The sequence below is a fragment of the Roseicyclus sp. genome (assembly GCF_052168335.1).
Lineage (GTDB): Bacteria > Pseudomonadota > Alphaproteobacteria > Rhodobacterales > Rhodobacteraceae > Roseibacterium.
The window spans coordinates 1-4031 of sequence record NZ_JBQLZP010000672.1 but is presented as its reverse complement, the minus strand read 5'-3'; the positions used below and the strand labels follow the sequence as shown (position 1 = coordinate 4031).

The following is a 4031-nucleotide window of genomic DNA, read 5'->3' as shown; positions in this document are numbered from 1 at the left end:
AGGCCCGCTTCGACGCCGAGGCGGCTGCGGCCGAACGACTGATTCGCGAGCAGATGGCGCCGGGTCTCGACGTGCCTGCCGTCGTCGCCCGGCTCGACAGCGCCGCGGGGCAGCCCGTCCACCTCGTCTATCTGGCCAATACCGAGCGGGAGCCGCTCGGCGCGGCGGAGCTCGAACGTTTCTGCGATCTGATCGCGCAGGGTTTCCCCTCGGCCGTGATCGAGGAGGCGCACGGGCTTTACGAAGGCGCACGCCGGCCGGTCTACGTCGCGCGCATCCGCACCGACGCGACCGAGGCCGTCGTCGCGCTGGCGCAGCGCCTGTGCCTGGCCTTCCGCCAGCGCTTCGTCGGGATCGAGATCGACGGACGGTACCTGCGGATCTACTCCGACGACACGGCCTGAGGAACGCCCCGCCCCGAAGCCCCGGCCTGACGCGCCCTGGCATCGTCGACGGCACCGGTCCGAGCCGCGGGATCGGACCCGGCATCGCCAGTCAGACGGATGGTTTTCGTGGCCGTCGGAGTTCGCGCCTCCACAGGGTGTCGAGAGGCTTTCCCGGAACGTCCAGCCCGATCTGCCCGGATCGTGCCCCGGGCGCGAGTCGCGGCGCTTCCCTGTCGGAGGGTCAGGACGCTGGGCCCGGCCGGGACTCCGCCGGCACGTCCGGGGCTTCGGCATCGGCCTGCAGGGCCTGCCAGATGGCCGCGGACGTCAGCGGCATGTCCGGCAGACGCGCCCCCGCGCGACGCAGCGCATCCGCGACGGCATTGCAGGTCGCCGCGAGGGCCCCCGTCGTGCCGGCCTCGCCGGCACCCTTCACGCCGAGGGCGTTGGTGGGGGACGGCACGTCATGGGCAAGCACCTGCATCGCCGGCATGTCCCCGGCTCTCGGCAATGTGTAATCCATGAGCGTCCCGGTCAGGATCTGGCCCGCGGCATCGAACCGGTGCCCGTCCATCAACGCCGCCGCGATCCCTTGCGCGATGCCGCCCCTGAGTTGCCCCTCGATCGCATGATGGGAAATGACGCGGCCCGCATCGTCCACCGCCCAGTAGCCGAGGCATTCGACCCGCCCGGTTTCGGGGTCGATCCGCACCTCGGCGACATGGCAGCCGGAGGGGAAGGTGTTGACCACCGGCGCCCGCCCCGTGACACGGAAGCCGCCCCCGCGCGCCGCGCGGTCGAGCGCTTCGGCGAGGGTGCAGAGAACCTTGCCCGACGCGTCGCGGATCGCCTGCGGGTCGGCGGCCAGTGCGTCGGGCGGCAGATCGCGCCGGGCGGCCTCGAGCGCGACGAGATGCGCGACGAGCGCCCTGCCCGCTTCGTGCAGCGCGGAGCCCGCCTGGATGGTCGTCCTCGACCCGAAGGAGCCGAGGCCCTCCGGCGTTTCTGCGGACTGGCTCTGCTTCAGGACGATGGCCGTCTCGGGAACGGCGACCTGCGACGAGAGGAGACGCTTGAAGAGGCCCTCGTGATCCTGCCCGGTGCTCTGGGTGGCCGTCACGATGGCGATGCGGGCGGCGCCGTCGGAGGTGTCGACCTCCAGCCGCACGGCGTCGTGCGACGCGCCGCCCCCGCCGGCCACCTCGACGAAGAGGGCGGCCCCGATCCCGCGGAGTAGGCCGCGGCGGGCGTCCGCCTCGGCACGCGCGGCGAAGCCAGTCCAGTTCGACGCCCGCCGGGCCTGCGCGACGAGGCCGGGGTAATCGCCGCTGTCATAGGTGAACCCGACCGGCGTGGCATAGGGGAAGTCCACGGGCGCAAGCGCGTTCAGCGCGCGCAGGTCCAGCGGATCGGCTCCCGTGGCGGCGGCGGCCTCGTCGACCAGCCGCTCGACGAGGAGCGCGATCTCCGGCCGGCCGGCGCCGCGGAACGGACCGACCGGAACGGCGTTCGTGAAGGCGAGCCGGATGTCCGCGGCGGCGGCCGGAATCCGGTAGCACCCCGTCAGCGTGGCCAGCGGATTGTTGACGGAGATATGCGCGCCGACCGGATGCACATAGGCGCCGAGATCCGCCTCGATGCGGACGTCGATCGCCGTGAAGCGCAGGTCTTGGTCCAGCGCCAACCGTCCCGAAAGGCGCATGCCGCGGCCATGATAGTCACCGAGGAAGCCCTCGCTCCGGGTTCCCTGCCAGCGCAGGGTGCGTCCGAGTTTCCGCGCGGCAGCGAGCAGCGCGATCGTCTCGGGAAAGGCCGAGCCGCGCACACCGAAGGCGCCACCCACGCGATCGGCATGGACCCGGACGCAGTCGGGCGGAACCCCGAGGACCGCGCAGATGTCGCGGCGCTGTTCGGCGATCCCCTGGTGCGGCGTCCAGAGGTCGAGCATTCCGGTCTCGGGGTCGTGCGCGGCGACCGCGGAGAGCGGCTCGAGCGGGACCGGGGACATCCGCGGCAGAAAGAGCTCGGTCTCGACGACGTGGCGGGCACGGGCAAGCGCCGAGGTCACGGCCGACGCATCGCCGACGGCCACCCGCGCGGCCGTGTTCCCCGGGGCCTCCGTGTGGATGTCCGGCAGGTCGGCCGCGTCGAGGCCCGTTACCGGGACCCGTTCGTCGAATTCCGGAACCAGCGCCTCGACCCCGTCGACCGCGGCGGCCTGGCTGTCGGCGACCACCATCGCGACGAGTTCGCCCACATGGCGCACCCGGCCTTCGGCGAGAACGGGACGGCGCGGCACGACCAGCGGAAGGTTATCGACCGTGGGCTGGCGGAGAAACGCGGGGAAATCCCCGAGAGGCCCGAGATCCCCGGCCGCAAGGACGGCCACGACCCCGGGCACCTCGCGTGCGGCGGAGCAGTCGAGCCCGACGAGGTCCGCATGCGCATGGTCTGACCGCAGGAACGCGACATGGAGCGCATCCTCCGCCGCGACATCCGCGCTGTAGACTGCCGTGCCCCGGAGCGGATCGTTCAAGGCTCGATCCCGAAGAAGCGCCTGGCGGTGCCGGAGCAGACCTGTTCGAGGGCGGCGGCCTCCGTGACGGTCCGCTTCACAAGGCCCACGGGGTCGGTGTCGCCCATGTCGAAGGGCCAGTCGCTGCCCAGCATCACCCGGTCCGGCCCGGCAAGCTCGAGGAGGCGCGCCAGCGTGCCGGTATCGAAGACGCAGGTGTCGTACCACATGCGGCGCAGGTAGTCGGACGGCGGCCGGGACGTCAGCTTGCGCAGCTCGGGCCGCGCCTTCCACGCATGGTCGAGACGCCCGAGGTAGAACGGGAAGTAGCCGCCGCCATGCACGATCAGGACCCGCAGCTCCGGGTGACGGTCGAGAATGCCGCCGAAGATCATGTGGTTGGCCGCGATGATCTCCTCCAGCGGCTGGCCGATCGTGTTGACCATGAAGAAGTCGCCGAACCGCTGCCCGTGGCTGAACCCGAGCGGGTGAATGACCAGGGCCGCGCCGAGCTGCGACAGCCTGCTCCATACCGGGTCGAGGGCCGCGTCGGACAGCTCCATCGCCCCTGCCCTGCTGTCGATCTGGAAACCGCGCAGGCCGAGCTCCTCGACCGCACGGGTCGCCTCGGCAACCGCGGCCGGCGGAGCGGAGAGCGGCAGCGTCCCCAGACCGGCAAACCGCCCGGGAGCCTTCGCCACCAGCGCGGCGACGTGATCGTTCTGCACCGCCGAGACCGCCGCCAGAAGCTCGGCCTCGGCCCAGTAATGCTGTTGCCCGGGCGCGGGGGCGACGATCTGGAAGTCGATGCCCATCGCGTCCATCGCGGCAAGCCGCGTGTCGAGGTCGTTGAACTTGCGCATCAGCTCCGGGCCCTGCGCCGCATCGACGGCTTTTCCTTCCGGCGCCATGTCGCGCTGGTAGGGGATCAGGTCGGGCGACGGCGGCCCGCCCAGCAGATCGTTCACCCCGGGGCAGAGCGTGTGCGTGTGGATGTCGATGATCATTGAACGGCCTCCGGGGCGATGCGCTCGTGAAAACCGGTGATGCGCTGGAACGCGTCGGCGATGCGCAAGAGCAGCGGCTCGCTCCAGGGCCGCCCGACGATCTGGCAGGCGATGGGCAGGCCG

The 4031-nt window shown here is 71.7% G+C and carries 3 protein-coding genes; 1 reads left to right on the top strand and 2 read right to left on the bottom strand.

Translation table 11 applies throughout. The features are described from left to right. Positions 1–404: hypothetical protein (locus tag ACTS11_RS20500; RefSeq protein ID WP_442642135.1), on the top strand; the 404-nt coding region annotated here is incomplete at its 5' end. Between the two features lie 223 nt (positions 405–627). Here ACTS11_RS20500 and ACTS11_RS20495 read toward each other — a convergent pair. Both ACTS11_RS20495 and ACTS11_RS20490 read right to left on the bottom strand, forming a co-directional pair. Next, complete coding sequence (locus ACTS11_RS20495; protein WP_442642134.1) at positions 628–2922, bottom strand: xanthine dehydrogenase family protein molybdopterin-binding subunit; 2295 nt, start codon at positions 2920–2922, stop codon at positions 628–630. Continuing rightward, positions 2919–3908 (bottom strand): amidohydrolase family protein, encoded by a 990-nt coding sequence (locus ACTS11_RS20490; protein WP_442642133.1) that lies wholly within the window; start codon positions 3906–3908, stop codon positions 2919–2921. The genes ACTS11_RS20495 and ACTS11_RS20490 overlap by 4 nt, the downstream gene beginning before the upstream one ends. Positions 3909–4031 lie beyond the last annotated feature (123 nt).